Genomic DNA, 26,545 nt, shown 5'->3' with positions numbered 1-26,545 from the left:
GAGGTGGGGATCTCGATCCCGGCAGGCGGACAGGGGTTCAGTCGAGCGTCTCGATGAACTCGGCCAACTGGGCGACGTTCCGGCACTCGTACATCGGGACGACGGAGCCGTAGCCGGTGGCGACCGAGTCTCCGGTGTCCCACTGCGCCCGAGGCTCCGGGTTGAGCCAGTAGGCGTGCCGGGCCCGCCCCGCCAGCCGCTTCAGCGTGTCCAGGGCGGGCGCCTGGTAGTTGGAACGGGCGTCGCCGAGGATCAGCAGCGACGTCTTCGGGCCGACGGCGTCCGCGTAACGCTCGGCGAACCGCTCGAAGACGTTGCCGTAGTCGGTGCGGCCGAACCGGGTGATGTCGGCGTCCTGCGACATCCGGGTGATCGCGTCGATGACGTCGGCGCCGGGCGCGAACATCGTGGTGATCTCGTCGACCGTGTCGACGAACGCGAACGCGCGGACCTTCGTGAACTGCTCGCGCAGGGCGAACGTGAGCAGCAACGTGAAGTGGGAGAACGTGGAGACGGAGTCGCTGGCGTCGCACAACACCACGAGCTCCGGCTTGTGCGGGCGCCTGGGCCGCAGCCGCGTCGTGAGCGGCACGCCGCCCGTCGACAACGAGGCCCTGACCGTGCGGCGGAAGTCGAGCCGCCCGCGGCGGCCGAGTTTGTTCCTCATCGTGAGCCGGGTCGCGAGCCGGCGGGCCAGGGGGTAGACCTCGCGGCGGAGCTGCGCGAGCTCGGCCTTCGTCACCCGCAGGAAGTCGATCCTGTCGATCGGCGGCTTGACCGTCGACCGGGCGATCTTCTCGACGCCGGACTCCTCGGCGATCCTTCGGCGGACATCCGTGGCCACTTCATCCTGAAATCTGGTGATATTCCGGCTTATCTGTTGCCGGGCGATCTTCTCGGGGAGGCCGCCGCGCTCCGCCAGCATCCGGTCGAGCAGGCGGGCCGTCAGCGTCTCCGGCGACAACGCGCGCAGCACGGCGAAGGAGAACCACGACTGCCGCCCCGCCGACGCCTGGACCCGGCCGAACCGCTCCACCATGGCGCGGGCGAACTCCCGGAACGCGGGGTCGTCCGGGTCGCCCGCCAGCAGATCGGCGAGCCGGTCGCGCAACTCGGGGACCTCGGCGTGCTCCAGGTCGACGCCGCCGTCCGGCCGCTCGCCTGCGCCCGTGCCGTACGAGCCGGAGACCACGGGCGGGAACCACAGGTCGAACAGCACGTCGAAGCCGGGACGGTACGACGGCCGCTTGACCAGCGTCGCCGCGTACGCCTCACGGAGCGTGTTCCGGTCGGCCAGGTCGATCAGCGTGAGGGCGCCGGCGGCGTCGAGCCCCTCGGCGAGCGATACGGGCAGTCCCGCCTCGCGCAGCGCCTGCACGAATCCGAGATGCCGGTCGACCAGCGACTCGCGTGTCATGCCCGTTCCCATGCCGGTCTCGCGGCCGTTCTCACGAGCGGGCCGCCAGGCCGAGCTCCTTGGCTGCCCTGGCCTGGTCGGAGTTGTGCTTGAGCACCACGCCGAGCGTCCGCCCGATGACGGCGTCGTCGAGTTCCGTACGGCCGAGCGCGAGCAGCGTGCGGGCCCAGTCGATCGTCTCGGCGATCGACGGCGACTTCTTCAGCTCCAGGGCGCGCAGCGTGGCGACCGTACGGGCCAGCTGCTCGGCGATGCTCGCGGGAAGACCGGGGACCTGGGCGAGCACGATGTCGCGCTCGCGCTCGGGAGTGGGGTAGCCGAGGTGGAGGTAGAGGCAGCGGCGCTTGAGCGCCTCCGACAGCTCGCGCGTCGCGTTCGAGGTGAGCACGACGTACGGCCTGCGCGCGGCGGCGATCGTGCCGAGCTCGGGGATGGTGATCTGGTAGTCGGACAGGATCTCCAGCAGCAGTCCCTCGACCTCGACGTCGGCCTTGTCGGTCTCGTCGATGAGCAGCACCGTCGGCTCGTCGCTCCGGATCGCCTTCAGCAGGGGGCGCTCGAGGAGGAACTCCTCAGAGAAGATGTCGTCCCACGCGTCGTCGTCGGCCTGGATGCGCAGCAGCTGCTTCTTGTAGTTCCACTCGTAGAGCGCCCGGGCCTCGTCGAGGCCCTCATAGCACTGCAGTCTGATCAACCGGGCGCCCGTGGCCGCCGCGACGGCCTTGGCGAGCTGGGTCTTCCCCACACCGGCCGGCCCCTCGGTCAGCAGCGGCTTTCCGAGGGCCCCGGCCAGGAAGACCGATGTCGTGATGCCGTCGTCGGCAAGGTAGTCCACGGCCGTCAGCCGTTCCCGGACCTCGTCAGGCGAGGCGAACCACATCTGCACTCCCAGCGTCGACCGAATGTTGTTCTAGAGTAGCCCGGTTTTGAGTGGTCTGGGCATTGCGATAATCTCTAAGAGCTCTGCGCCGCTAGCTCAGTTGGTTAGAGCAGCTGACTCTTAATCAGCGGGTCCGGGGTTCGAGTCCCTGGCGGCGCACCACGATTCCGATTCCTGGGCATTCTCGTGATTCACGAGGGTGCCCAGAAGTGTTTCCCGCCCCTGTGGATTCCCCTCCGATCATCGTCACCCGGTAATAGCCGTGCGGGTGTCCATCTATCCCGAGCATGTGGCCGCCACCCGTGCGCCGACGTACTGGTGGCTGTTCTCCTCGCGCCGGTGGACCCCTCCGCTGCCGATCAACGTCTATGTGATCGAGCTCGAGCGGATCATGGGCTTCCTTCGGTCCTTCGTCGCCGATCTGCCGGCGGGCCAGGCCCTCGCCCGCCGCGTCACCCGGTGAACGACCGGTCCCCGTCCAAGGTCATGGCGTGGGCGCGGCTCCGGTCCGTTCGGCCTGGACGCCTCCCAGAGTCGCGGCCGCACCCACGATCTCTTCGGCACCGGTGTTCAGCCCTTTGTCCATGACCACGATCGGAGAGCCGTAGAAGCCCATGGCGCGGCGCATGCTGTTCGCGAGTTTGGGCGGAGCCGACTGCAGGATCAGCTGGTTGTCGAGGGGGACGAAGACGATCATCCGGTGCTTTCCGCGTCGCCCTGATCCCCGTGGCAAGGGGAGCACGCGCACTGTGGCGATCTGCGGCCACGGCACCGTGAAGTCATACTGCGGCAGGGAGACCCCCGTGGAGTCGAGCACGAGGACCGGAGTCTTCCTACGAGCCACCACCCGAGCGGTGGTCACGATGGTGAAGATCGCCATGGCTCCCATGGCGATGGTCATGGGGATGTAGATGTAGGGCCGCCCGGTCGCGATGGCCAGCGCCGGCACGCCGATGATGAGGACCGCGGACAGCGCCCACGAACCGCGCAACGCCTTGAAGTCGTATCCGACGACCAGCGGTTCCCCGTCGGAGGGCGTACCCGAAGGCATGGGTGGAGGGGCCGCGACGGGCAGGCTCTGCGAGTTGAGGGTCTCCATGCGGGTGAGCGCGATCTGCCGCCGCATCAGGCGCCAGAGGTATACGACGATGGCCCCGACGGTCAGCAGGGGCAGGAGGGTGAAGCCGGCCTTCGAGCCGCTGGTGACCTCGATGACGACGGCCGCGACGGCCACCGCTACCAGGACGAACGCGCCCCACGCCATCGCCAGGAGCACGCGTCTCAGCATCGCCGCGCGCCCCAGGGAAACGCCCGCGTATGCGGCCGCGACGGCGGCGATCCGTGGATCGGGATGAGGCGTCCGGCTGTTCAGCAGGTCATGGCGGGTGCGCCGATCCAGTCGCCGCCATGCTCCGACCGCTTCCCGGCGGTTTTGGATCAACATGGCCGGTCATTATGCCGAATCCGAAATCGCGCGGTCGACGGGGATTCGGCGACGCGGGCGTGAACAGGAAGGTGCTCGGTCAGGAGGCGTGGGCTCCGTCGTAGGCGTCGCGTGCCTCGAAGACGTCGTCCAGTCGCTTCTCGACCCACCGGGTCAACACCCATACCTGCTGCGCGACCTCGCGGCCCATCGGCGTCAGCGAGTAGTCGACGCGCGGGGGGATGACGGGCTTGGCGTCCCGGTGGAGGAAGCCGTCGCGCTCCAGGGTCTGCAGGGTCTGCGCGAGCATCTTCTCGCTCACGCCCCCGATCTCGCGGCGCAGTTCGCTGAAGCGGAACGACCGCTCGAGCAGCGCGGCCAGGACGAGGACGCCCCAGCGGCTGGTGACGTGTTCGAGCACTCCTCGTGAGGGGCACTCCGCGCGGTTGACGCTCGGTGACGGCTCGGCCGTACCAGCCGCGGCAGTGCCGCCGTGCGATCTCAGCTCGTCTCTTACGCCCATGTCAGTACCTTACTTGAAGGTGGGTACTTATGGCAGGGATAGTACCGGTCATATGGTGAGCCCCGGGTGCAGGACCTGCACTTATGACGCGAACCTATTCGGGGAGAAGCATTCGAATGAGCATCTTCGTCACCGGCGCGACCGGTCAGCTCGGCCGTCTGGTCATCGCGGACCTGCTCGCCGCCGGAGTGCCGGCGGACGGGATCACGGCCGTCGCCCGCAGCGAGGAGAAGGCGGCCGACCTGGTTGCGCGGGGCGTGGGGCTGCACGTGGCCGACTACGACCTGCCGGAGACGTTCACCGGGGCGTTCCGGTCCGAGGACCGGGTGCTGCTGATCCCCAGCACTGACGTGGGCAGGCGCGCCGTCCAGCACGTCGGGGTGATCGAAGCCGCGAAGGAGGCGGGCGTGGCTCAACTGGCCTACGTCGGCGCGTTCGGCGGACCCAAGGCCGACTTCCTGCTCGCGGACGACCACCGCGAGACCGAGCGGCTGATCCTCGACTCCGGCCTGCCGTACACGTTCCTGCGCAACAACTGGTACTCCGAGGTGTACACCCGCGACCTGGCCGGGATCATCGAGCGCGGCGCCATCGTCAACAACGTCGCTCCCGGCAGTAACATCGCCACCGCTGCCCGTGCCGACTACGCGGCCGCCGCGGCTGTCGTCATGCGCGCGGACGGTCACCTGAACCAGGCGTACGAACTGGGCGGCGACACCACGTGGACGTTCGAGGAGTTCGCCGACGAGGTGACGCGGCAGACGGGCGAGAAGATCGTGCACACGTCCCTGACCGCGGCAGAGCACAAGGCGATTCTCACCGGCGTGGGGGTTCCGGAGGGCTTCGCCGACATCCTGGTGGACATGGACGGGGCCATCGGCAGAGGCGCGCTCGCGGACACGCCCGGGGACCTGTCGCGGCTCATCGGGCGTCCCACGACCCCCGTCGCGGACACGATCGCGGAGGCGCTCGCCTCCTGACGCCGCGACGGCTCCGTACGCCAGGCGCCCGCTAGATCCGATCTAGCGGGCGCCTCGCCGTTTCTCGCGCCTGTGGGGTGACGACGGACGGCCGAGGAGGGACACCGATGTGGATCACGGAGGCCGGGCCCCCGCTGCGCATGGCGGCGATCATCGGAAGCACCAGGGAGGGCCGCGTCTGCGACGTGGTCGGCCGGTGGTTCGTTGAGCGGATACGGGAGCGGAAGGACATCCTGGCGCACGTTGTGGACCTGGCCGAGTTCGCGTTCCCCGCGCGATACCCGCACGAGCCCACGTCCCAGATGCGCAGGTTCACCGCGGAGATAGGCAGGGCCGACGCCTTCGTGGTCGTCACCCCCGAGTACAACCGCAGTTTCCCCGCATCCCTCAAGCAGGCCATCGACTACGCCTACGACGAGTGGCGGGCGAAGCCGGTCGGCTTCGTGTCCTACGGGTGCAGGTCGGAGGGCGTCTACGCGGTCGAGCAGTTGCGGACCGTCTTCACTGAGCTGCATGCCGTGTCCATGCGTGACAGTGTCGGGTTCAACCTGCTCGGCGGCGGCGTCGACGACAGCGGCGAACCGTGCGGCACCGATGAACAGATCCAGGCGTGTACGGCCATGCTCGACCAGCTCGTCTGGTGGGGTCTCGCGCTGCGGGCCGCGCGCGCCGCCAGGCCGTACGTCGCGTAACCGGAGAGGAAGATCATGAGTGAACATGGAGCCGGCCCGGCCATCGAGACGTCGGGCCTGATCAAGATTTTCGGGAAGAACCGCGCGCTCGACGGCCTGGACCTCACGGTTCCCGCCGGGACGGTGTACGGCGTGCTCGGCCCCAACGGGGCGGGGAAGACGACGGCGGTGCGGATCCTGGCCACGCTGCTGCGACCCGACGGCGGTGAGGCGCGGGTGTTCGGCCACGACATCGTGCGCGACGCGGACGCGGTGCGCGGCAGGGTGAGCCTGACCGGGCAGTTCGCCTCGGTGGACGAGGACATGACGGGGATGGAGAACCTCGTCCTCATCGCCAGGCTCCTGGGCTACCGGAAGCCGGGCGCCAGGGACAGGGCGGCGCAACTGCTGGAGGCGTTCGGGCTCACGGACGCGGCCGACCGGCAGGTGAAGAACTTCTCCGGCGGCATGCGCCGGCGGCTGGACATCGCGGCCAGCATCCTCAACACGCCCGAGCTGCTCTTCCTCGACGAGCCCACCACGGGACTCGACCCGCGCAGCCGCAACCAGGTCTGGGACATCATCCGGATCGTGGTCGCCCAGGGCACGACGGTGATGCTGACCACGCAGTACCTCGACGAGGCCGACCGGCTGGCCGGCCGCATCGCGGTCATCGACCACGGCAAGGTCATCGCGGAGGGCACCCCGGGGCAGCTGAAGGCCTCGGTCGGCGCGGGCTCCGTGCACGTACGGTTGCGCGACGCGTCGCAACGGCCGGAGGCCGAGCGCGTCCTGTCCAAGGCGCTGGACGCCCCCGTCCAACTGGAAGCCGATCCGGTGGCCCTGACCGCGCGTGTGGCGGGCGAGGGCATCGAGCACGCCGCCGCGGAGCGGGCCGCCCGTGCGCTGTCGGAACTGGCCGCAGCCGGTATCTCGGTGGACGACTTCTCCCTCGGCCAGCCCAGCCTGGACGAGGCCTTCCTCGCACTGACGGGCGCGCCGGCCCGAGCAGACGCCCGCACCGACCACCCCGCCACGTCAGAGGAGACAGCGGCATGAGCGCCACGACCACCGAGCCCGGCACCGCGTACGTCCCCGCCGCCGAGGCGCTCAGCGCCGTCATGGCACCGGGGGCGCGCCCGAGGCGCCCCAGCGCCCTGTCCGCCTCGATCACGTTCGGCTGGCGCGCGATGCTGAAGATCAAGCACGTGCCGGAGCAGCTGTTCGACGTCACAGCGTTCCCGATCATCATGACGCTGATGTTCACGTACCTGTTCGGCGGCGCGCTCGCCGGCTCGACGACCGAATATCTGCAGTACCTGCTGCCTGGAATCATGGTGACGAGCATCGTGATGATCACGATGTACACCGGAGTGGCGGTCAACACCGACATCGAGAAGGGGGTGTTCGACCGTTTCCGGTCACTGTCGATCTGGCGGCCCGCGCCGATGGTCGGCTACATCCTCGGTGACATGTTCCGCTACACGGTGGCGTCCCTGGTCATCCTCGTGGTGGGCCTGGTCCTGGGCTTCCGCCCGGGCGGCGGCGTCACCGGCGTGCTGGCGGGAATCGCCCTGCTGATCGCCTTCTCGTTCGCGTTCTCATGGGTCTGGACGATGTTCGGACTGCTGCTGCGCAGCGAGAAGTCGGTGATGGGCGTCAGCATGCTGGTGCTGTTCCCGCTGACCTTCCTCAGCAACGTCTTCGTCGACCCGGAGACCATGCCGGGCTGGCTGCAGGTGTTCGTCGAGGTCAATCCGATCACGCATCTGGTGAGCGCGGTGCGCTCGCTGATGGGAGGCACCACCGACACCGGAGAGGTCACCCTGGTGCTGATCTCCAGCGCGGTGCTGGTCGTGGTCTTCGGCACGCTCACGATGCGCCTGTACAACCGGAAGTGACAACCGGTGGTGTCTACCTGCGGAAACGCCTAGGTTGATCTTCCGAGGGCACAGTCAGGGCACTCGACCTTTCCACGAGGCCGGGCGCGAAGAAGGCATCCATGGCCTTCCGCGCCCGGTCTGCGGCATCGGGCAGCAGGTGGGTGTACGTCCGCAGGCAACCGCAACCTCAATTTCGCGAGTTACGCGAAGGTCGCGTCCTCAGGCGAACTCGCGGCGCGGCGCGGCGGTGCGGGCGCCTCGGGATCCCCCGGGCGCACCAGGCCGGTCTCGTAGGCCAGGACGACAGCGTGGACGCGCGTGCGCAGACCGAGCTTGGCCAGGATCCGGTTGACGTGCGTTTTGACCGTCGCCTCCGCGACGAATATCGATGCCGCGATCTCGGTGTTGGACAGCCCTCGCGCGATGAGTCGCAGCACCTCGAGCTCACGGTCGGTCAGCGTCCGCAGGCTCGGCGCGTGGCCGCCGTCGGGGGGTGGGAGCACGAGAAAGCGCTCGATCAGGCGGCGTGTCAGCGCGGGCGCGATGAGGCGCTGCCCGGCCGCGGCGGCGCGTACGGCATCGATGAGTTGGTCGCGCGGGGTGTCCTTGAGCAGGAAGCCGCTGGCGCCCGCCTTGAGGGACCCGTAGACGTACCGGTCGAGATCGAAGGTTGTCAGCATGAGTACGTGCGGGAGGTCCGGGTCGGCGGCTGCGAGCAGTTGCCGTGTCGCCTGGATGCCGTCCAGTTCGGGCATCCGGATGTCCATGAGGACGACGTCGGGTCGCAGCCGGCGGGAGACCGTCACCGCCTCGACGCCGGTGCCCGCCTCGCCGACGACCCGCAGATCAGGCTGAGCCTCGAGGATGAGCCGGAAGCCGGTCCGGACAAGCTGCTGGTCGTCGGCCACGACGATGTCGATCACGGCTGCACCTGCGGGTAGGGCAGCCGCGCATGGACGGCATAGCCGGCAGAGTCTCGTGGGCCAGTCGTCAGCTCGCCGCCGTAGATGGCAGCCCGCTCGCGCATCCCGATGAGACCGAAGCCACCTCCCCGCTGCTCGCCTGCACCGGTCCCGTCGTCGACCACGCGGAGCACGACGTCGTCGGTGCCGTAGCTGACCCTGACCTCGGCGCCGCTCGCGCCCGAGTGGCGCAGGGCGTTGGTCAGCGCCTCCTGCACGATGCGGTACCCCGCGAGCTCCACGCCTGCGGGCAGCCTCCGCACAGCACCCTCGACGGAGAACGCCACGGGCAGACCCGCGGACCCGACCTGCTCGCAGAGCTCGGCCAGATCGGTGAGGGACGGCTGCGGCGTGAAGGAGGGCCCGACATCCTCTGCCCGCAGCACACCGAGCAGGCGGCGCATCTCGTCCAACGCACCACGAGCAGTCGATTCGATCGCCATCAATGCCTCGCGCGCCCGGTCCGGCCGCTCGTCCAAGACCGACAGGGCGGCGCCCGCCTGCACCGTGACGACGCTGACCCCGTGCGCGACGACATCGTGCAGTTCCCGGGCGATCCGGTCCCGCTGGGTCCGGACAGCGCCCTCGAGCGTCTTCGCCCGCTGGGCCATCGCCGCCGCGGCTCGGTGGCTGCCGACGTACCGGCCGACGACCCAGCCCACCAGATGCACAAGCCACCAGAACAACGCATCGTCGAAGCCGTCGCTGGACCGGATCGCCGGGTCCTGCAGGTCATGCACGACGACCGCCACGGCGGTCACCGCCAGCCCGGTCAGCGCCTGGCCGCGCCGGCTGTAGGCCGCGACGGAGTAGAGGCTCACCAGCACCGGACCGTCCAGAAGCAGGCCGATGGGCGCGGTCGCGGTGATGACGGCCTGCGCGGCGGCCGCCCCGGCGACCACGCAACTGACTACGAGCGGCGCCCGCCGGCGCCACGCCAACGACGCTGCGACCACGAAGAAGAGGACGGAGTTCAGCGCCGCGGGTCCCGCCACAGGATCGTCGGCCCACACAATATGCCGCGGTGCCCATACATCGATCTGGCCAACCGCGACGAACGCCGCGGCGATGGAGACGTCGAAAAGCCAGGCCCGGCGCCGACCGGGCTCGGCGGGGGCGGCGCTGTCGAGCATGGGCGCATGATACGGCCGGCGACAGTCGCCGGACGTCCACCCTGGGGTGGATGCCGCACCACCGTTGCTCCAACCAGCCGCCGCGTCCACCCAGCCGGCGATGGACGATCGCAGGCCGTGGGCGGCCTAGCGTCGGCGCCATCCACCCATGAAAGGAGCATCGATGATCGAGACTACGACAACCCCGCCCGCCGTCGCTCCCGGACGCCATCGTTCTGGGGTTGCCAAGGCGTAGCTGGTCAGCCATTTCAAGGTCGTTAGGCCACGTGGGGCAAGTAGGCTGGCTGCGACTGCCGCGCGGGTGAAGGAGCCGTTCGTGATCATCGATCCAACGATGGCCAGGATCGGCCAGGGCGTGGAGTTGCATCACCACCGAGGTCAGCGTGAAGCCGCTCGCGACTTGTTCGCGCAGATCTGGGACGACATCGGCGGTGAGCAAGGCGACCCGCTGCATGTTTGCGTCCTTGCCCATTCGATGGCCGACGTGCAAGACGACGTGCACCAGGAGTTGATGTGGGATCTGCGAGCGCTTGCCGCTGCCGATCTGGTCACTGATGAGCGGGTGGCCCAAGCTGGGGTGCCGCTTTCGGTGGCCGGCCTGTATCCGTCGTTGCACCTCAACTTGAGCGAGTGCTATCGCAAGCTGGGCGATTTCGGCCGCGCCCGTGAGCACCTCCAGCAGGCGCGGGCCGAGATCGGCGCACTTGGCGACGACGAGTATGGGCGGCTCATCAGGGGCGGTCTGGAGCGGCTGGCCGAACAGTTGGGTGACGTTCCCACCTGAGTCCATCGGGATCCACCAAGCCCAAAGCCGTTCCGCCCGGCCTTCCAGCCGACGACCCAGCCCATGATCCAGCCCATGATGACGTGCCGGCCGCGTGCCAGGTCACCGGGCCGAGATCGGTAGCCCAAGCGCTGATGGCACGAGGAGACCGGGCACGCCGGAGGGCGCGAGTTGCTGTTTGGACGACGGTCTTGGAATGCTTCGCGCATGTCGTCGCTTCCGCCGACGTTCGCCGAGGACGTCATTGCTCAGCCCGCCCAGGTGCAGTTCGAGGCGTTCCTCGACGAGCACCGCGCCGCGCTCAACAGCTGCTTGGACGGGATCACCGAGGAGCAGGCGCGCCGATCGTTGGTGGCCTCCAGGACTACGTTGCTGGGTCTGGTCAAGCACGCGACGTTCGTCGAGAAGGTCTGGTTCGACGAAGCCGTCTCGTGTCGATCGCGCGCCGAGATCGGCATTCCCGCGACGCCCGATGAGTCGTTCATCCTCGATGACCACGACACCATCGCCAGTGTCCAGCGCGCGCACACAGAAGCATGCGAAGCGTCGCGCCGCGCGACGTCCTCCTTGGGGCCGGACGACATGGTCCATGGCAACCGGCGCGGCTCGCTCCCGCTGCGTTGGGTGTACCTCCACGTGCTGCGCGAGCTGGCGCAGCACTGCGGACACGCGGACATCCTGCGCGAGCAGCTCATCAACGGTTAGTGCGCCCAGATTCTCCGGACCGCGAGCGTGGACTTGCCCGCAGCACCCCGCCCGAGGACCATGATCCGGTTCATCTCAGCTCCTCAGCCTGCGCCCACACCAGTTACTCATGAACTGTGGATTTGAACTCCAGCAGGTCCACTGCCAGGCCTGGGGCAGGGCCGGTATTGAATACGAGTCAGGGGGCTCAACAGGGCTCCGCGAAGGATTCCCGTCACAGCGATCAGGGCCAATTGAAGAAGGCGGGAGGCCATAGCCGACTTTCTGCCTGCGGAACGCCCATGCCGCCGATCCGGAACCACGTCAGATCACGGACGCCACGGGACCTGCAGGGTTCCTAGTTCGACTGCAAGGCGAGCCCGCAGGGCAAGGCCGCAGGGCAAAGGAAGAGTGATTCTGATGCGTATCGACGTGCACGCCCACCTGTGGACCGACGATTACCTGGACCTGATCGAGTCGTACGGGCAGGACGCCTCCGTGAACCGCGGCCTCGGCGCGGGCGATGGCCCCCAGGAGGTGGAGGCCCGGTTCGCGCTGATGGACTCGGCCGGCGTCGACCGGCAGGTGCTGTCCGTCTCCCCGCGTGTGCCGCACTTCGCCGACGAGGCGCAGGCGGTGCGCGCGGCCCGGCTGGCGAACGACCTGTACGCCGAGGTCACCGGGCGGCACCCGGAGCGGTTCTCCGCGTTCGCCGCCCTGCCCCTTCCGCACATGGACGCCACGCTGAAGGAGTTGGCCCGGGGGTTGGACGAGCTGGGGATGGTCGGCGCGGCGGTGACCACGGACGTGCTCGGCGCCTCACTGGCCGATCCGTCGCTGGCGCCGTTGTGGGAGGAACTGGACCGGCGTGGCACCGTCCTCTACGTGCATCCGACCGGCGGCGCGGCGGGCAGCCCGCTCATCGCCGAGCACAACATGCGGTGGATGGTGGGCGCGCCCGTCGAGGACACGATCGCGGTGACGCAACTGCTGCTTGCGGGCATCCCCAGCCGCCATCCGAACGTGAAGATCATCAGCTCTCATCTGGGCGGCGCACTGCCGATGTTGCTGCAGCGGATCGACAACCAGTACGGCTGGGAGGCGCCCGGCGCGCCGGAGAAGCCGAGCGACGCGGCCCGGCGCCTCTGGTACGACACGGTCGGGCACGGACACGTGCCGGCGGTGCGGGCCGCCGCCGAGACCCTGGGTGCCGACCGGCTCGTGCTCGGCACCGACTTTCCGTACGAGAACGGCGACCTGTTCCGCCGCGCGGTCAGCTACGTCCAGGAGGGACTCGGTGAGGACGCCGCCGGGGTGCTCGACCGCAACGCCGCCGCGCTGCTCGGGCTGTAGTCGGAGCGGTGAAGGGCGCGGAAGCGCGATGGCACGCTCAGGGCGCATGACGCTGTGATCAGCTGACTAGAGCCGGAAGGCGCCGCCTTCAACGAGGATGAGCACGCCGATGCCGATCAGGACGAGCGGCAGCAGAACGTGACCCCATCGGCTGAGGGCTCCGGCGACGATGGGACGCGTGGCGAAGAACCGACCGGCCGCGCACCAGACGGCGACCAGGGCCAGGAAGACGACGACATGAACGGTCGTGGAACCGGCACCTGCTGTGGCGAAGACCGGAACATAGACGCCGATGTTGTCGCCGCCGTTGGCGAACGTGACAGCGGCCACCTCCAGCATCTTCGGCCCGCCTCCGGCCTCCACGACGGCGGTCCCGGTGTCGCCTCGGCGGTCGTACCACGCCTGCCACGCGGCCCTGAGCCCCAGTGCGAGGGGCAACAGGCCGAGGTAGGGGATGACCCGGTCGGGCAGGAAGGTCGCGCCGAACCCCGCAGCGACGGCAGCCGTCAGGATGCCCAGGAAGCCGAGATATTGTCCGGCCACGATCCGAGATGCCGCGCCGGCATGCCCGATGCCCTGGGCGAAGAACAAAGCCAGAATCAGGATGTCGTCGACGTTGGTGACGGCGAACAAGCCAGTCGCCTGGCCGACGATGCCCAGGTTCACGGGGGGAACCGTTTCCTTCCGTATGGGACGCCACCATCCGCTGCAGCCCAGCGTGTCGATGGAGCCACGTGATGCCTTGCGAACTGGAGAACTCCGCACATCTTCGCCTGCAGCGGCCCTCCGTTCGAATCCCTCTCACGGCTCACCGCGTGCCAGGGGCGACCGGCTCGTCCCAGTCGATCACGTAACGCTGCTCGACGCCGAAGGCCCGCTCCGGGTGCATGACGGTCTTCAGCATGATCGGCATCAGCAGCGGCATCAGGGCTCGGGACAGCGGCTTGGCCGCCTTCGTGCTGTTGATCCGCGCCGCACGGGCGGCGACCTTCTCCACTCTGGGACGGCGTAGGCGTTCGTAGGCGGCGAACGCGGAGGGCGCGTCGGGCAGGTCGCGCACGCAACGGGCGAGCTGGACCGCGCTCTCGACGGCCAGCGACGCGCCCTGGCCGGAGCTGTTGGACGGCGCGTGCACGGCGTCGCCCACCAGGACCATCCTGTCGCTGTGCCAGCGCGGCACTTTCGGCATCATGTGCAGCGAACCGAGCACCTGGAGCCGGTCGGGATCCGTGCGACGGATCAGCTCGGCGCCGGGTTGGTCCTCGGAGTGGTGGGCCCGCAGCCGGCGCAGCCACTCGTCGTTCGGGATCCGCCGGGCCTCGGCCGCCGTCATGGGTGTGTCGGAGGGGAGGTTGGCGCCCCACTCCGCCCCGCCCTCGGGATGCGGGCGGAACAGATAGAAGCCGCGCCTGCCGAAGGCGTAGGTGATAGTCCCCTCGTCCTGCGGCAGGTCGAAGTCCGCGACCGCCTCGAAGCCGAGCAGCCCGGTGGGGGTCGGGCCCGGCGCGTCCGGGTCGATCAGCGTGCGGACCGTCGACCGGATGCCGTCCGCTCCGACCAGGATGTCGGCCGTCGCCGTCGTCCCGTCGGCGAACCGGGCCGTGACCCCGGACCCGGTCTCGTCGGCCCCGACCAGGCGCTTGTCGTGCTCGAACCGTACGCCCCGCGCGACCGCGTGGTCGTACAGCGCGCGATGCAGGTCGGCGCGCCAGATGAGCTGTAACGGCGGGAGCCCGGGCAGGGTCGGCAGCGTGTCGAGCCGTTTGCGGCCGACGGCCATCACCGAGCGGGGCATCGGCCTGGCGACGGCCCGCACCGTGTCGGCGACACCGACGATCTCCAACGCCGACAGGCCGTTCGGCGCCAGGCCGAGCGAGCCGCCGACGCCGTCGGCCGTGGTGGGGTACGCCTCGTAGACGGTGGCCTCCACGCCGGCCATGCGCAGGGCCATCCCCGCGATCGGGCCCGCGACGCCGCCGCCGATGACCATCGCCGTCCGCACCTTGCTCATGTCATGTTCTCCTTCATCCGTTGCCAGGTCCGCTCGTAGGCAGGGTCCCTCAGGGACTCGACGAGATCGGTGACGAAGCGGATCTCGGCGTCGACCAGGGTGAGCCGGTATCGCTCCTCGACCAGGAACACCCACGGCACGTCGTCCTCGACGGCCTGCCGCAGCACGCCCCGTGCCTCCTCGGCCTGCTCGCGCAGGGCCGCGAGGCGCCGGCCGAGGAGCTCCGCGGCCTGCGCAGGGGCGAGCACGGCCAGCAGCGACAGGGCGACCCCGAAGTGCGGGTACTCCTCCTGCGGGACGGCGACCAGCTCGTGCATCCAGTCGTAGAGCTCGGCCCGCCCCGCCTCGGTGATCCCATAGATGGTCCGTTCCGGGCGCTGCGTGTCACGCACGGTCTCCCGCTCGGCGACGAACCCGGCCCTGCCCAACTGCTCGACGACCATGTACAGGGAGCCGCGGTTGTACTTGATGTTGCGGTCCTTGCCGTGCTCCTGGAGCCGCCGCCCGAGTTCGTACGTGTGCATCGGCTCGGCCATCAGATAGACGAGTACGGCCAGAGCCAGTGGATTGGACACCTTGCGTCGCTTGACCACGATCTTCCTATCTGCCTAGTTGATTTCGACTATCCATGGCTGAATAGTTGATGTCAACTATTTGCGCCATCGGCTGTTGGAGTAAGGAACCTCGCATGAGGGTGCGAAACCGGATGAACTAGATTCCAACGGTCGATCCGGGCAGACGATCAGGGCCGTCCGGGGCGGATCAAGAAGATCAAGCCGATCAATACGAATCTGAACGGAGTCGATCGTTGCTCTCCGACCGGCTGTTGCCCGCCGTGCCGGCGTTGCTCGGGGGGACGATGCTCGCCGTCGTCCTGTTCGTGCCGTTTGTGTTCCACAGCTACCGGCGGCGCGGCGAGGTGGGGTTCGGCCCGGCACTGCTCGCGTTCGGCTTCCTGATCTACGGGCTCGCCCTCGTCGCCTACACGCTGTTCCCCGTACCGAGGATCGACGGCGGCTGGTGTGCGGTGAACACCGCGATGAGCCACGCGCAGCTCGACCCGCTGCGCTTCCTCGACGACATCGCACGGGAGCAGCGGACGCCGGGGCTGCGCGCGTTGCCCGCCAATCCCGCGGTGCAGCAGGTCGTGTTCAACGTGGCGTTGTTCGTCCCGCTGGGCGCGTACATCCGCCACTACTTCCGGCGCGGCGTGGTCACCACCGTGCTGACGGGCGCCGTGGTGTCGCTGCTGATCGAGGTCACCCAGTACACCGGGAACTGGTTCCTCTTCCCGTGCCCCTACCGGTTGTTCGACGTGGACGACCTGCTCGCCAACAGCCTCGGCGCGGCGATCGGCGTCATGTTCTCGCCGCTGCTGCATCTCGTCTACGGGCGGCATCTCCTCCCGGCGAACGTCGCCCGTCCGCTGACCGCCGGACGGCGGCTGCTGGGGATGCTGGTGGACCTGGTCGCGGTCTTCCTGCTCGGCGGTGTCCTCGCCACCCTTCTCGAGCTGGTCGCCACGTACGGCTTCGGCCTGCGGGTGACGGAGCAACCGTGGGGTGATCTGGCGAACTCCGCGCTCAACCCCTGGTTGCCGGCGGTGCTCCTGCTCGCCGTCCCCGCATTCGGCGCGGACGGCGCCACGCTGGGGCAACATGCCGTGCGGCTGCGCCGGACCCGTCCGGACGGCACCCGGCCCGGCGTCCGGATGGTCCCCGCGCTGCTGTTCGGAGCCTTCGGCTACTGCCTCCTCGTGGGGCTCGACCCCTTCGTGCCGGCGGCCGGCGTCCTGGCGAATCTGCTGCTGGTGGCCTGCCCGGTGTTCGCCCTGCCGCGATCGCATCGGGGGCTGTCCGGGCTGGTCTCCGGGCTGACCGTCACGGACTCACGCCGGCGGGGGAACGGGCCGGTCAGGCCGGGGCGGTCCGCCGGGTCGCGCGACCGGCGGGTGAGCGCCTGACCGAGGTCCCGATCGGGTGCGGCGTCAGGAGCGCCAGGTCATCTCCTCATCAGGCTGGTAGCGGCAGGTCGCGCCGGTGGAGACGGTGGCGCGGAGATGGGCGGCGAGCTCGGGGTGGAGCCGGTCGAGCTTGCGCAGGACGTCGCGGATCCGGGCGGTGACCGTCTTGCGGGCCCGCTCGGCCTCGTCGCCGAGCCTCCGGTCGCGCCCGCCGAGCCCGGCGGCGGCCCGCAGTTCGTCGAGCAGAGCCTCCCGCTCCCTGTCGAAATCCGCGGCCCTTCGGTCGTCGCCGAGCCCCGCCGCCCGGTCGATCTCCTCGTCGAGCAGCGAGAGGCGGCGCCGGTATCGGGCCTTGGCCTCCTCGTCGAGAATCGGGTCACCGCCCATCCGCCGGGCCGCCACGACGAGCCCCCCGCCTTCGGGGTCGAGGAGCTCGACGGCGGGCACGTCCGTCCCTGGTCGGCCGAGCAGGTGCCGGAGGTCCCGCAGACCCTTCGCGTCGGGCAGGCGGACGGTGCGGCCTGCGAACGCGAGCGTCCAGACCTCGCCGTCCCGCGCGAACGTGTCGCACCACTCCGGTGCGTCCGCGGCCTCAAGCGGGTGCGGCGCGGCCCGCAGCCGATGAACGGTTTCGGCGATGTGCGTCATGCCGATCTGGGCCGCCTCGGCCTCGACCTCGTCGAGGAGCCCACGGGCCGTCTCCACGTCGCCGGGTCCCCTCCGTGCGAGCAACGCCTCGGCGAGGTGGGCCCGCGCCTCGATCGACCAGGGGCGTGCCTTGAGCCGGTCGGCGGAGTGCCACGCCCGGGTGAAGCCGTCGACCGCCTCGTCCCAGCGCTCCTGGGCCGCGTCGACGAGCGCCAGCCACAGGACCATCGGACCCCCGATGTCCCAGCCGTAAATGGCCACCGCCCATGTGCCGATGTGCGGCTCGAGGTCGGCCCGGGCCTTCTCGCACAGCTCGGGGTCGCGTGAGGCCGCGGCGACCATGGCCTGGAAGCGCAGCCACAGTGGCCGGATCAGGCGTTCGCGGGACTCGCCCCTGGCGTTCGCCTCGGCCAGGTAGCGCAGCGCCGGCTCGAGATCTCCCCGGCGCAGTTCGGTCATGGCCTGGAGGAGGCCGGGGCAGGGGTGCCGGCTCTGGAGAAGGACGCGGTGCAGCTCCTCAAGATCGTCGAACCGTCCCTGGAGTAGCCGCATCGCCCAGCGGTGATGGTCGAGCATGAACGCGAAGTGGTCGTGGTCGAGGCGCCCGTTGACCTCCGCGACCTCGTTCAGGTGGCTCTGCGCCTCGTCGAAGCGGCCCATGAGCGCGCAGACGATGCTGAGGTCGGTCGATGTGGACAGGCCGAGCAGAGGCGTCTCGTCCCGCCTGCCCAACTCGATGTACGCGTCGAACTGGTCGAGATAGCGGGGATCACCCTGCTCCAGCAGTGCCACCCAGCGCAGGGCGGCGGCGTAACTCTCCATCTCCACGTCCGCGGTGCGGCGCGCCAGGGACAGGAGCTCTTCGGTGAGCGCCGCCCGCTCCGGCGCCGTGCCGGGACCCCAGATGCTGTCGTGCCGGGCCCACAGGCCGAAGGCCAGGGCCTCGTCATCGTCGTCACGCCGGGCCAGCACGGCGACCTGGACGGCCAGGTCCTGGGCGACGCGGTCGAGCGGCAGGTCGTCGGGCGAACCACGGCGCACGAACCTGCGGTGCGCCTGTCTCAGCAGGTCGGCGCTCATCCGGCCGATGTGGTCGCGGCCGCGGATCCCGTAGAGAGACAGCGCCACCCGGGCCAGCAGTTCGGGGTCGTCCGCCTCCCGCGCCGCCGCTGCGGCCTCCTCGAACGCACGCCGGCCGACGTCGCTGTCGCCCCACTGACAGAGCTCCCGGCCGAAGTCGAGCGCGAGCATGACCCGCTGCCGCGGGCTGCAGTCCACGGCCAGGTCGAGCGCCCTGCGGTAGTGGCCGGCCGCCTCCTCCGTCGCCAGGCGACGTACGGCGTGATGGGCCGCGGCGACCAGGAGCTCCACCGTACGGGCGGTCTCGACGTGGTCGCCGGCCAGGTAGGCGTGCCTGGCGAGATCGGTGGGGACCGTCCGGTCGGCGAGATCCGGCGTGCGGTCGACGGCCCGGACGACCGAGGCGTGCCGCCGCGACGCCTCCTCCTCGCCGAGAGACTCATACAACGTCTCGCGGACCAGGTCGTGCGCGAACGCGAACGACGCCCCGCCTCTGGACACGACGAGCCGGGCCGCCACCGCCTGGCCGAGCAGCCGGTCCACGTGCGCGACCGGCTCGGCGGCCGTGGCGGCCAGCACCTGGCGGTGGAATTCGCGGCCGAGGACGGCGGCGGTGGTGAGGAGTTCGACGACCGGCCGGGGGAGCAGGGACAACCGGCGCAGCAACGTGTCGCGGACGCCGGGGGCGATGGCGGTGACCGACCCGCCGCTGCGCCACAGCCGTGCCGTCTGCTCCACGAAGAAGGGGTTTCCCCCGGTGCGCCGGTGCACCTCCGCGACCAGGTCGGCCGCGGGCTCCTGCCCGGTCGTGCGCGCCATCAGCGCCCCGACCCCGTCGCGGTCGAGCCCGGTGAGGGTGATCGTCGTCGCCCTCGACGCCAGCGGCAGCAGGAACGGGCGGAGCGGATGGCCGGCGTGCTCCACCTCGACGTCCCGATAGGTGCCCACGAGCAGCAGCCGCTCGAACCAGGTGTGCTGGGCCGCGAACTCGAGCAGCTTCAGCGACGCGGCGTCCGCCCAGTGCAGGTCGTCGAGGACGACCATGACGGGACGGCTCTGCGAGATCGACACCAGAGCGCTCGTCACGGCGTCGTAGAGGTGGAATCCGTCGACCACGTCGGAACTCGGCGACTCCCCGAGCAGGGCGGTCAGACCGCCCCGCGCGGCGTCCTCGGCCGCAGACCACTCGCCGGGCGTGACGCTGCGCCGTACGCCGCGCAGGACCTGCACCCACGGCCAGTAGCCGGGCGCGTTGTCGGAGTCCCAGCACGAGCCGCCGAGAACCAGAGCGCCCAGCCGTCTGGCCGCGTGCGCCGCGTCGGTGACGAGCGTCGTCTTTCCGATGCCCGCCTCACCGGTGACCAGCACCAGCCCGCCGTGGCTCTCCGCGGCCCGGCCGATCTCGACGCGCAACATCGCGGCGGGATGGTCCCTGCCGATGAGCTCGCGGGTCACGTCGTCGATTCGCGTCTCCATGGAAAGGTGGCCGTCCGTTCCTGGCTCGTGGGGGTCTCGTCTCCTCGAATGCTTAACGTGAAGCAAGTAATTCAGCACGCTCCGTGACGCTCGCCGGAAATGCCATATTAAGATTTCCCGCGATTCTTCGCGCGTGTCGATCCGTGCGCCGGTGCGTGGAGTCCGGCATGCCGGCTGTGCGCAAGCCAACGAGAAGCCGCGCATCCGCGAATATATGCCGCTTAATAGCGACAAATGCCGTCAGCAGCGATGTCAGTGAGATCTCATCGTGCGCCGCGGAGCCATCTGAACGGCGAGCGCCTCCTGGCCGGCGGTGGCGGCGGGGGCTCGGCGGGGGAGACGGGGGCGCCGGGGGAGGGATTGCGCATACGCCAGTCGCGGACGACCTCGTCCACATCGAACGGCATCAGATTGAGCGGCGGACCGGACAGGGCCTTCTTGGTGGCTTCGGCGATCCTCTGGTTGATCTCCGTCACGATCGCCCGGACCTCGTTCTCCGTCCTCGCCCGCGACGCCGACGCCATGGCCTCCTCGGCCTCCTTGCGCAGGGCGAGGGTGCCCGGCAGCGGGAACGAGAGGTTCTCCGCGCGGAGTTTCTGCTTGATCCACCACATCTCGTCGTACGGCTTGCCCTGATCGGGGAGGGGCTTGCCCGCACCGGGCAGATCGTCGAACGCGCCGCGCTCGGCGGCTTCTCGGATCTGCCGGTCGATCCATGACTCGAAACCCATTCCTGGGGGTTTGCGCTCCGTCACCGGCCTGCCTCCCGCGTACGACAGCGGACACCGCGAGCATAACCGGGCGTGCCGGCGGCAACCGGGAACGGGTGCGCCGCACCGAGGCCGTCTGGGATCCGGGTCGTGCCCGACGCCTCCTGGGCGGGATGGCGAAGGAACACCCGTTCCTGGACGACCGGCCCATTCGCGGTCGGATATTCGATCGCCTCGCCGTACGGGTGAGATCTATCGTCGGGGAGATCCGACCGACTCTCCGATGAGGAGCCCGCCGTGTACACCGAGAACGACCACTCCTTTTGAGCCGTCCTATGAGCCGACCGGCAAGCGCCGCCGGGGGTTCCCTTTAGCGAGACCCGCGTAAAGCGCGGCGACCGCCGCGTGGGCGTCGACACCGAGCTGATCGAGAAACTCGGCGGCGACGATCCGTGTCCCTGCGGCTCCGGGCGGCGGTTTCCGCCGCTGCTGCCGGTCCAGCGGGCGATATGACGACACCCTCGGCCACTACTACGTCCGGGACCGGGACACCTGAAGGACCGTACGGCCCGGCCCCCGCCTCTTGCGGGGGGCCGGTGCACGAGACATAAGCCGGGGCGCTGGACCTGAGCCGGGGCGCTGGACCTGAGGGGGGACGCGCACGAGGGTCAGAGCGCGCCGCTCTCGATCGCCTCCTTGAGGCCCTCCTGTGTCTCCTGATGGGAGGAGACGCCGTTCGTCACCGTGAAGTCGATGAGCACCACGCTCGCCTCGAAGGTGAGGTGCTCGGTGACGCGGGTCCCGCCGGTGCCCAGGTCCTCGAAGACGATCTTCTGGTGGGTGACCACGTTGGGCAGCGACCAGCTGTCGGTCTCGTAGAAGAACTCGTCGGGGTGGATCCGCTGCTGCGCGTGGGTCTTGCTCGTGGCGGGGATCCCGGCGACGACGGGAATGTCCTCGATGGCCGTGAAGTCCACGTAGCGTACGCCGCCCTCGGTCCGGTCTGTGTGGGTGACCACACGCTTGAGGAACGAGTGCAGGCCGACGTGGTTGTCGACGTTCGAGTACGCCGTGAACACGTGCTCGATCGGTGCGTCGATGTCGATGGAGATGTCGCGTTTCACCTGGCTTCGTCCCGTCAACGGCAGGGGAGCCGTCGCGCATTCGTAGAACTTGTAGAAGTCCCAGGCGGCCTGCCATTCGGCGGCGAGTTGAGCGTCGGTCTCGAACGTCTCCGCGTGGACGGGATTGGAGAACGCGCCGAGCACGACTGCTGCCGTGAACAGCTGGATCGCGAAAAGTCGAAAGAACTTCTTCACGGAACCTCATCGAGTGACAAACGGAAGGGATGAATGCCCTTATATCGCACTTGATCACACTTATGAACCTCCGCTCGGAGGTGCCGGGCAACAGAATTGAAACGACAGGTTCACACACGGGAGTACATGTCCTATCGTGGATGTGGGAGCGCTCCCATCGATTGGAGTGACGTTGTGACCCCCCATTCGGACCCGCGCACCGCGGAGTGCCTGCTGCCCGCGGTGGGCGCAAGCGTTCCCCGGGCCCGCGCACTGGTGCGCCGGGAACTGGACCACTGGGGGATCCCGTCCCTGATCGACGACTGCGCGCTCATCGTCAGCGAACTCGTGACCAACGCCGTACGGCACGGCGGCACCGCCCTCGCCCTCCGGCTCGTGGGGGGTGCCGACTGGGTGTACGGCGAGATCTACGACCCGGGCGACGGCGTGCCGTGCATGCGAGAGCCCGGCGCCGACGCCACCGGTGGCCGAGGACTGATGATCGTGGCGGCGCTGGCCGACGACTGGGGTGTCTCCCACCCGCAGCGCGGGGGCAAGATCGTCTGGTTCGTGACCGGCGACGGAGCCCCATCCCGCCGGGGGTCACTGGCCGCCGACCCCCTCGCCTCGGTGGGCTGATCGGCCTCTCGGCGTGCTTGCGCAGGCCGTTCCGGAGCGGCCTCTCGGCATGCCGCCCCGCCCCGGAAGGCGCTCGCATAGCAGGAAATATGACGGTTTGATCACCCACTGTCGTCAGAGTGTGATCCCTGACACTCTGGGCGGGTGATCACCTTATCGATCGTCACGGCGACGGAATCGCACCCGTACCCGCTGATCCGCGGGGGCGGGCTTTTCCTGATCTTCGTCGGGCTCGGTTTCCTCCTGGGGTGGATCGTGCCGAAGATCTGGATCCCGTCCGCCATCGCGGGCGGGGCGGTCGGGCTCACCGCCAGCGGCCTGAGCGCGCTGCTGCCCTCACTGGGGACGCCGTCGATCGTCCAGATCTCCGCCCTCGTCTTCTCCTTCCTCGTGGAACTCGGACTGATCGCCTTCGTCCTCACGAGATTCAAGGAGGCCGACCAGCGGACGCAGATCCTCGCGATCCTGCTCGTGGTGGGCCTGCACTTCATCATCATGGGACCCGCCCACGGCCCGCTGATGGCGCTCCTCGGGGTCGTGACCGTCGCCAACGCCCTGCTGGGCATGCGGATCATCGCCTTGCCGCTGCGCATCTTCGGCGTGGTCGACGGCCTGCTCAAGTTCGGCTTCGGGATGGTGATGCTGCTCCTGTACCCGGCCCTCACCTATACGTGATCCGGCACGTGATCCGGCCGCGCCGGGACCGGTCGATCTCGGTGCCGGGACCCCGGACTAGGGTCGGATTCGGCGAGGAGCAACCTGGCCGATGGCTACGAGGGGGAGTGCCATGGCGACGATGAAGGCGATCCGGCAGCACGAGTTCGGGGGGCCCGACGTCCTGCGGTTCGAGGACGTGCCCCGTCCCGAACCCATCGGCACCGAGGTGCGCGTCCGGGTCCAGGCCGCCGGCGTCAACCCGGTCGACTTCAAGACCAGGTCGGGGCGTGGTCCGCTGCGCAACCCGCCGTTCACGGTCGGCTGGGACGTGGCCGGGGTCGTCGACGAGCTCGGTGTCGGCGTGACCCGCTTCGCCGTGGGCGACGAGGTGCTCGGCATGCCGTGGTTCCCGCGCGAGGCCGCCGCCTACGCCGAGTACGTCACCGCGCCGTCCCGGCAGTTCGTGCGCAAGCCGGCGGGGATGAGCGTCGCCGAGGCGGCGGCGCTCCCGCTGGCGGGCCTCACCGCCTGGCAGGCGCTCGTCGACACGGCCGGGGTCGAGGAGGGCCAGCGGGTGTTGATCCACGCGGCGGCCGGGGGTGTGGGACACCTCGCCGTCCAGATCGCCAAGGCCCGTGGCGCCCACGTCATCGGGACCGCGAGTCCGCGCAACCACGAGACGCTCACCGAACTGGGGGCCGACGAGCTCATCGACTATCGCGCGACCCGCTTCGAGGACGCCGTGCGCGACGTGGACGTCGTCTTCGACCTGATCGGCGGTGAAACCGGGCTCAGGTCGCTGACGGTGCTCCGTCCGGGTGGGCTGCTCATCGAGGTGCCCTCGGGCGCGAGCGCGGACGTGCTCGCAGCCGCGGAGAAGGAGGGCGTGCGCGCCACCGGGTTCCTCGTCGAACCCGACGCGGCCGGCCTCGCCGGTCTCGTCGGGCTCTACGAAAGCGGCCGACTGAAGGTGCTCGTCAGCAAGCGGTTCCCGCTCGCCGAGGCGGCCGCCGCGCACGAGGCCGCCGAGCACGACCACTCGATCGGCAAGATCGTCCTCACCGTGTGAGGCGTCCGCGGCGCGAATCCGCCGATTGAAGCGGAGTGAAGGGGTGCGGCCCGTCTCCCCATGCGGGGGAGGCGGGCCGTTTCCCGCGTCAGCCCATCATCTTGCCGATGTCGAGCACCTTGCCCGCCGGAGGCGTCTTCAGGGTGACCGCCTTGTCGTAGTCGAGGAAGTCGAGGTACTGCGAGTCGTCGTCGGGGCTGCTGACGCGGAGGATGTACGGCTTGCCCTCCGTCGCCACGTAGATCTTGCTTCCGTCATCGGCGTGCAGCGTGATGGCCGGAACTCCGTTGATCTCCGTGGGCTCGGTCACCTTCACATCGCCGGTGTCCGAGAACATCTCGCCGTACATCTTGTCGAATTCGACCAGGGCCGCGAGGTCGCCGAAACCCTTCTCGGTCGACGGCATCTTGACGTACTTGCCGGCCAGCATGCTCGCCGCGTCCGCGCCCGCCGCCGCGGCCCAGAACGCCTTGTCGCCTTTCATGTAGGCGGACTTGCCGATGACCGTCAGTTCCACGCTCTGGCCGTCCAGCGTGATGCGGCCGGCGCCGCCCTTCCCGCGCACCATGGTGGTGTCGAGCTCGTAGGTGCCGTCGTCGTCGCTGAACGCGCCGCGCAGGTGGACCGACTTCGCCGAGGTCGAAGCCTCGTGCGCCTGCTTGATGACCTCGGCGCCGGAGAGCGCCGCCAGTCCGGTGCTCGTCGGCGAGGCCGCCGGGCTCGCAGCGGCCGTGGCCGGGGTGGTGGCCGTGGCCGGGGCGGCCGTGTCGGTCCCCCCGCAGCCGGTGAGCAGGCCGAGGGCCAGCGCACCGGAGGCCGCCGCCAGGAGAGAGCGGCGGTGAAGGCGCGTCCTGCTCATGTGATGGCGAGAGTGCGCGCTCGATAGATCTGTGAACATGCCCGCTTCGACGGTCCTGGCGGCCTAGTGGTTGGCCATCTGTATTGGACCGTGTCAAAAACGTCATCAATCCGTGAAAACCTCGTTGATCAGCAACGATGTGTTCGCCGTCCGTATGAATGACCGTCGGCCGGCGTTCATGAGACCGGCGTTCTTGAGACCGAGGGGCGCGGTCCGGGGCGCGCGGGGCCCGGAGCTATGCTCGCCGCGTGGAGATCGAAGACAGCGCGGCGGACTCGCACGCGGACGGCCCGAACGACTCGCCCGTGCCGGCGTACGCGGTGTGGCGGTCCACCGCCGCCGACCCCGCCTTCAGCGAGTGGCTGCGCTCGGCGAGCGAGCCGGACTGGACCGCCGTCGTCACCCACCCGTTCGCGGCCGCGATCATCAGGGGCGAGGCGGACATGCGCCGCTACCTCGTTCAGGACTTCCAGTTCGTCGACGCCTTCACGGCGCTGCTCGGCGCCGCCGTCGCCGGCGCCGACCGCTTCGAGTCACGGGTGCCGTTCGGCCGGTTCCTCGGGCAGATCGTCACCGACACCGAGCGGAGCTACTTCCACCGCGCGCTCGCGGATCTCGGCGTCGGGGCGGACGACCTCACCTCGCCGGTGCTGGAGCCGGTCACCGTACGCTTCCGGGCGCTCATGGACGAGGCGCGCGTCAGCCAGGAGTATCCGGTCATCCTCGCCGTGTTGTGCCTGGCGGAGTGGATCTATCTCGGCTGGGCGAGCCGGGCCGCCGAGCCCCTGCCGGAGCGGTTCCTCCACCGCGAGTGGATCGACCTGCACAGCGGGCCCGAGTTCGAGGCGTGGGTGGGGTTCCTCCGCGGAGAGCTCGACCGGATCGGCCCTTCCCTCGGCGAGGACGGCCAGGCCCGCGTGCTGGGCTTCTTCCGGGAGGCGGCCAGGCTGGAGCGGGGCTTCTTCGACATGGCGGAGGGCTGAGCGCCCCGGTCAGACGGCGCTGAGCTTCGCCAGGCGGCGCAGCGACCTTCTGAGGAAGGCGGCGCCGACCGGCCTGGCCAGATTCCAGCCGAGCCGTCCCGCGGCTCCGAAGGGCGGTTCCAGGTCCTCCTCCCAGACGATCGTGCTGCCCCCGCCCGGCCGGGGGATGACGCGGAAGGCCCCCGTGCCCCGCAGTTGCCGGCCGGTGTGGCGGACCGCGACCGTGTGCGGCGGATCCCAATCGGTGATCTCCATCGTGTCGGTGAACCCGATCGGGCCGACCCCGGTGAAGGCGGCCAGGGCGCTGCCCGCACTGTGACCGTCGCCGGCGATCACCCGCGCACTGGTCAGCGACATCCACTCGTGGTGCCGCCCCCAGTCGGTCAGCACGCCGAAGACCCGTTCCGGGCTCGCCTCGGCGTCGACCGCCACCGCGAGATGCGTCATGTCTGTCCCTTC

28 protein-coding genes and 1 tRNA gene are annotated in these 26,545 nt (G+C 69.6%); 15 read left to right on the top strand and 14 right to left on the bottom strand.

The annotated features are described in order from the left end of the window. Positions 1-37: 37 nt before the first annotated feature. Positions 38-1,417 carry a vWA domain-containing protein gene (locus tag Pka01_RS06265; RefSeq protein ID WP_203881625.1) on the bottom strand — a complete coding sequence of 460 codons (1,380 nt, stop codon included), beginning with the start codon at positions 1,415-1,417 and terminating at the stop codon, positions 38-40. Between the two features lie 31 nt (positions 1,418-1,448). Then, positions 1,449-2,297, bottom strand: coding sequence for an AAA family ATPase (locus Pka01_RS06260; RefSeq protein ID WP_203881624.1), 849 nt, complete (start codon positions 2,295-2,297; stop codon positions 1,449-1,451). A gap of 85 nt (positions 2,298-2,382) precedes the next feature. On the opposite strand from Pka01_RS06260, the gene Pka01_RS06255 reads away from it, so the two are divergent. Continuing rightward, positions 2,383-2,459 (top strand) — tRNA-Lys (locus tag Pka01_RS06255). A 106-nt stretch (positions 2,460-2,565) separates the two neighbouring features. Next, entirely contained in the window at positions 2,566-2,760 is a 195-nt protein-coding gene (locus Pka01_RS06250; RefSeq protein WP_203881623.1) for a hypothetical protein, read from the top strand. A gap of 21 nt (positions 2,761-2,781) precedes the next feature. On the opposite strand, the gene Pka01_RS06245 is transcribed toward Pka01_RS06250, so the two are convergent. Further along, positions 2,782-3,741: a hypothetical protein gene (locus Pka01_RS06245; protein WP_203881622.1), complete on the bottom strand. Its 960-nt coding sequence runs from the start codon at positions 3,739-3,741 to the stop codon at positions 2,782-2,784. Positions 3,742-3,820: 79 nt separating this feature from the next. Then, positions 3,821-4,243 carry a winged helix-turn-helix transcriptional regulator gene (locus Pka01_RS06240; protein ID WP_203881621.1) on the bottom strand — a complete coding sequence of 141 codons (423 nt, stop codon included), beginning with the start codon at positions 4,241-4,243 and terminating at the stop codon, positions 3,821-3,823. 116 nt (positions 4,244-4,359) lie between these two features. Here Pka01_RS06240 and Pka01_RS06235 point away from each other — a divergent pair, with 116 nt between their 5' ends. The 4 genes from Pka01_RS06235 to Pka01_RS06220 all read left to right on the top strand — a co-directional run bounded on the left by Pka01_RS06235 (position 4,360) and on the right by Pka01_RS06220 (position 7,795). Beyond that, positions 4,360-5,223 (top strand): NAD(P)H-binding protein, encoded by an 864-nt coding sequence (locus tag Pka01_RS06235; RefSeq protein ID WP_203881620.1) that lies wholly within the window; start codon positions 4,360-4,362, stop codon positions 5,221-5,223. Positions 5,224-5,330: 107 nt separating this feature from the next. After that, the gene (locus Pka01_RS06230; protein ID WP_203881619.1) at positions 5,331-5,915 is read left to right on the top strand and encodes an NADPH-dependent FMN reductase; all 585 of its coding nucleotides are present in this window, start codon (positions 5,331-5,333) and stop codon (positions 5,913-5,915) included. A gap of 15 nt (positions 5,916-5,930) precedes the next feature. After that, a complete protein-coding gene (locus Pka01_RS06225; protein ID WP_203881618.1) occupies positions 5,931-6,953 on the top strand; it encodes an ATP-binding cassette domain-containing protein in 1,023 nt (340 codons plus the stop codon). Further along, positions 6,950-7,795: an ABC transporter permease gene (locus Pka01_RS06220; protein WP_203881617.1), complete on the top strand. Its 846-nt coding sequence runs from the start codon at positions 6,950-6,952 to the stop codon at positions 7,793-7,795. The genes Pka01_RS06225 and Pka01_RS06220 overlap by 4 nt, the downstream gene beginning before the upstream one ends. Before the next feature lie 182 nt (positions 7,796-7,977). Here Pka01_RS06220 and Pka01_RS06215 read toward each other — a convergent pair whose 3' ends face one another. After that, positions 7,978-8,700, bottom strand: coding sequence for a response regulator (locus Pka01_RS06215; RefSeq protein ID WP_203881616.1), 723 nt, complete (start codon positions 8,698-8,700; stop codon positions 7,978-7,980). Next, entirely contained in the window at positions 8,697-9,872 is a 1,176-nt protein-coding gene (locus Pka01_RS06210) for a sensor histidine kinase (protein ID WP_203881615.1), read from the bottom strand. Before Pka01_RS06210 ends, Pka01_RS06215 begins: the two co-directional genes overlap by 4 nt. A 316-nt stretch (positions 9,873-10,188) precedes the next feature. On the opposite strand from Pka01_RS06210, the gene Pka01_RS06205 reads away from it, so the two are divergent. From Pka01_RS06205 to Pka01_RS06195, 3 genes are all read left to right on the top strand, one after another. After that, positions 10,189-10,656 carry a hypothetical protein gene (locus Pka01_RS06205; protein WP_203881614.1) on the top strand — a complete coding sequence of 156 codons (468 nt, stop codon included), beginning with the start codon at positions 10,189-10,191 and terminating at the stop codon, positions 10,654-10,656. 207 nt (positions 10,657-10,863) lie between these two features. After that, entirely contained in the window at positions 10,864-11,361 is a 498-nt protein-coding gene (locus Pka01_RS06200; protein WP_203881613.1) for a DinB family protein, read from the top strand. A 399-nt stretch (positions 11,362-11,760) separates the two neighbouring features. Next, on the top strand, positions 11,761-12,693 hold the full coding sequence (locus Pka01_RS06195; RefSeq protein ID WP_203881612.1) for an amidohydrolase family protein: 933 nt from the start codon (positions 11,761-11,763) through the stop codon (positions 12,691-12,693). 66 nt (positions 12,694-12,759) lie between these two features. Here Pka01_RS06195 and Pka01_RS06190 read toward each other — a convergent pair whose 3' ends face one another. From Pka01_RS06190 to Pka01_RS06180, 3 genes are all read right to left on the bottom strand, one after another. Beyond that, positions 12,760-13,359, bottom strand: a complete 600-nt coding sequence (locus Pka01_RS06190; protein ID WP_203881611.1) for a cadmium resistance transporter — start codon at positions 13,357-13,359, stop codon at positions 12,760-12,762. Positions 13,360-13,501: 142 nt separating this feature from the next. Then, a complete protein-coding gene (locus tag Pka01_RS06185; RefSeq protein ID WP_203881610.1) occupies positions 13,502-14,704 on the bottom strand; it encodes an FAD-dependent oxidoreductase in 1,203 nt (400 codons plus the stop codon). Continuing rightward, entirely contained in the window at positions 14,701-15,297 is a 597-nt protein-coding gene (locus tag Pka01_RS06180; protein WP_203881609.1) for a PadR family transcriptional regulator, read from the bottom strand. The genes Pka01_RS06185 and Pka01_RS06180 overlap by 4 nt, the downstream gene beginning before the upstream one ends. A 215-nt stretch (positions 15,298-15,512) precedes the next feature. Between Pka01_RS06180 and Pka01_RS06175 the strand changes: the two genes are divergently transcribed. After that, entirely contained in the window at positions 15,513-16,667 is a 1,155-nt protein-coding gene (locus Pka01_RS06175; RefSeq protein ID WP_203881608.1) for a VanZ family protein, read from the top strand. A gap of 24 nt (positions 16,668-16,691) precedes the next feature. Here Pka01_RS06175 and Pka01_RS06170 read toward each other — a convergent pair whose 3' ends face one another. Both Pka01_RS06170 and Pka01_RS06165 read right to left on the bottom strand, forming a co-directional pair. Beyond that, positions 16,692-19,871, bottom strand: coding sequence for an ATP-binding protein (locus tag Pka01_RS06170; RefSeq protein WP_239114769.1), 3,180 nt, complete (start codon positions 19,869-19,871; stop codon positions 16,692-16,694). Between the two features lie 263 nt (positions 19,872-20,134). Then, complete coding sequence (locus tag Pka01_RS06165; RefSeq protein WP_239114768.1) at positions 20,135-20,602, bottom strand: DnaJ family domain-containing protein; 468 nt, start codon at positions 20,600-20,602, stop codon at positions 20,135-20,137. Between the two features lie 384 nt (positions 20,603-20,986). Between Pka01_RS06165 and Pka01_RS41540 the strand changes: the two genes are divergently transcribed. Beyond that, a complete protein-coding gene (locus Pka01_RS41540) occupies positions 20,987-21,094 on the top strand; it encodes an SEC-C metal-binding domain-containing protein (RefSeq protein ID WP_203881606.1) in 108 nt (35 codons plus the stop codon). A 155-nt stretch (positions 21,095-21,249) separates the two neighbouring features. On the opposite strand, the gene Pka01_RS06155 is transcribed toward Pka01_RS41540, so the two are convergent. Further along, positions 21,250-21,900: an SRPBCC family protein gene (locus Pka01_RS06155; RefSeq protein ID WP_203881605.1), complete on the bottom strand. Its 651-nt coding sequence runs from the start codon at positions 21,898-21,900 to the stop codon at positions 21,250-21,252. Positions 21,901-22,074: 174 nt separating this feature from the next. Here Pka01_RS06155 and Pka01_RS06150 point away from each other — a divergent pair, with 174 nt between their 5' ends. The 3 genes from Pka01_RS06150 (at position 22,075) to Pka01_RS06140 (ending at position 24,244) form a co-directional block, all read left to right on the top strand. After that, positions 22,075-22,518, top strand: coding sequence for an ATP-binding protein (locus Pka01_RS06150; RefSeq protein WP_203881604.1), 444 nt, complete (start codon positions 22,075-22,077; stop codon positions 22,516-22,518). A gap of 144 nt (positions 22,519-22,662) precedes the next feature. Continuing rightward, positions 22,663-23,193, top strand: coding sequence for a DUF6609 family protein (locus tag Pka01_RS06145; protein WP_203881603.1), 531 nt, complete (start codon positions 22,663-22,665; stop codon positions 23,191-23,193). Positions 23,194-23,305: 112 nt separating this feature from the next. Then, complete coding sequence (locus Pka01_RS06140) at positions 23,306-24,244, top strand: NADP-dependent oxidoreductase (RefSeq protein WP_308442207.1); 939 nt, start codon at positions 23,306-23,308, stop codon at positions 24,242-24,244. Between the two features lie 88 nt (positions 24,245-24,332). Here Pka01_RS06140 and Pka01_RS06135 read toward each other — a convergent pair whose 3' ends face one another. Then, the gene (locus tag Pka01_RS06135; protein WP_203881602.1) at positions 24,333-25,103 is read right to left on the bottom strand and encodes a hypothetical protein; all 771 of its coding nucleotides are present in this window, start codon (positions 25,101-25,103) and stop codon (positions 24,333-24,335) included. Positions 25,104-25,351: 248 nt separating this feature from the next. On the opposite strand from Pka01_RS06135, the gene Pka01_RS06130 reads away from it, so the two are divergent. Then, on the top strand, positions 25,352-26,086 hold the full coding sequence (locus tag Pka01_RS06130) for a TenA family protein (RefSeq protein WP_239114767.1): 735 nt from the start codon (positions 25,352-25,354) through the stop codon (positions 26,084-26,086). 9 nt (positions 26,087-26,095) lie between these two features. Here Pka01_RS06130 and Pka01_RS06125 read toward each other — a convergent pair whose 3' ends face one another. Then, the gene (locus tag Pka01_RS06125) at positions 26,096-26,533 is read right to left on the bottom strand and encodes an SRPBCC family protein (RefSeq protein WP_203881601.1); all 438 of its coding nucleotides are present in this window, start codon (positions 26,531-26,533) and stop codon (positions 26,096-26,098) included. Positions 26,534-26,545: the final 12 nt, after the last annotated feature.

Origin of the sequence: Planotetraspora kaengkrachanensis, from assembly GCF_016862895.1 — a bacterium.
Lineage (GTDB): Bacteria > Actinomycetota > Actinomycetes > Streptosporangiales > Streptosporangiaceae > Planotetraspora > Planotetraspora kaengkrachanensis.
The sequence above is the reverse complement of the archived record's forward strand: the minus strand, read 5'-3'. Positions and strand labels throughout refer to the sequence as shown.

Coding starts and splice junctions, on each gene's coding strand:
- Pka01_RS06265 (WP_203881625.1), bottom strand. CDS start 1,417: ATGACACGCGAGTCGCTGGTCGACCGGCATCTCGGATTCGTGCAGGCG.
- Pka01_RS06260 (WP_203881624.1), bottom strand. CDS start 2,297: ATGTGGTTCGCCTCGCCTGACGAGGTCCGGGAACGGCTGACGGCCGTG.
- Pka01_RS06245 (WP_203881622.1), bottom strand. CDS start 3,741: ATGTTGATCCAAAACCGCCGGGAAGCGGTCGGAGCATGGCGGCGACTG.
- Pka01_RS06240 (WP_203881621.1), bottom strand. CDS start 4,243: ATGGGCGTAAGAGACGAGCTGAGATCGCACGGCGGCACTGCCGCGGCT.
- Pka01_RS06235 (WP_203881620.1), top strand. CDS start 4,360: ATGAGCATCTTCGTCACCGGCGCGACCGGTCAGCTCGGCCGTCTGGTC.
- Pka01_RS06230 (WP_203881619.1), top strand. CDS start 5,331: ATGTGGATCACGGAGGCCGGGCCCCCGCTGCGCATGGCGGCGATCATC.
- Pka01_RS06225 (WP_203881618.1), top strand. CDS start 5,931: ATGAGTGAACATGGAGCCGGCCCGGCCATCGAGACGTCGGGCCTGATC.
- Pka01_RS06220 (WP_203881617.1), top strand. CDS start 6,950: ATGAGCGCCACGACCACCGAGCCCGGCACCGCGTACGTCCCCGCCGCC.
- Pka01_RS06210 (WP_203881615.1), bottom strand. CDS start 9,872: ATGCTCGACAGCGCCGCCCCCGCCGAGCCCGGTCGGCGCCGGGCCTGG.
- Pka01_RS06200 (WP_203881613.1), top strand. CDS start 10,864: ATGTCGTCGCTTCCGCCGACGTTCGCCGAGGACGTCATTGCTCAGCCC.
- Pka01_RS06195 (WP_203881612.1), top strand. CDS start 11,761: ATGCGTATCGACGTGCACGCCCACCTGTGGACCGACGATTACCTGGAC.
- Pka01_RS06185 (WP_203881610.1), bottom strand. CDS start 14,704: ATGAGCAAGGTGCGGACGGCGATGGTCATCGGCGGCGGCGTCGCGGGC.
- Pka01_RS06170 (WP_239114769.1), bottom strand. CDS start 19,871: ATGGAGACGCGAATCGACGACGTGACCCGCGAGCTCATCGGCAGGGAC.
- Pka01_RS06165 (WP_239114768.1), bottom strand. CDS start 20,602: ATGGGTTTCGAGTCATGGATCGACCGGCAGATCCGAGAAGCCGCCGAG.
- Pka01_RS06140 (WP_308442207.1), top strand. CDS start 23,306: ATGGCGACGATGAAGGCGATCCGGCAGCACGAGTTCGGGGGGCCCGAC.
- Pka01_RS06135 (WP_203881602.1), bottom strand. CDS start 25,103: ATGAGCAGGACGCGCCTTCACCGCCGCTCTCTCCTGGCGGCGGCCTCC.
- Pka01_RS06125 (WP_203881601.1), bottom strand. CDS start 26,533: ATGACGCATCTCGCGGTGGCGGTCGACGCCGAGGCGAGCCCGGAACGG.